Here is a 302-nt window from a genome sequence, read left to right on the forward strand (position 1 = left end):
GGGTGATGGCCCACCCCCGAAGCGCTGCGCGCTTCCCCCTCAAGGGGGCATGCTGGCGGACCGGCGAAGCCGGCTCCGCGGCATCCCGATGGCCCCGTCGGCATTTCATCGGCCTCGGGGGCGCTGTACGTGGAACACGAATTTGAGAAATACCTATGAGCGCATTACTTGAAGTCCGCAACCTGCGCGTGGAGTTCCCCACGCGTCGCGGCACGCTGCTGGCCCTGGACGACGTGTCCTTTTCGATCCAGGCGGGCGAAGTCCTGGGCGTGGTGGGGGAATCGGGCGCCGGCAAGTCGCTG

Annotated in this window: 1 protein-coding gene; it reads left to right on the plus strand. The window is 67.2% G+C overall.

Going from position 1 to position 302, the window contains the following annotated elements; genetic code table 11:
• Positions 1–155 precede the first annotated feature (155 nt).
• A partial coding sequence (locus tag SB764_RS39220; protein WP_410866640.1) for an ATP-binding cassette domain-containing protein occupies positions 156–302 on the plus strand: 147 nt, incomplete at its 3' end.

The organism is Paraburkholderia sp. SIMBA_027 (genome assembly GCF_046535315.1).
GTDB classification, from domain to species: Bacteria; Pseudomonadota; Gammaproteobacteria; order Burkholderiales; family Burkholderiaceae; genus Paraburkholderia; species Paraburkholderia tropica.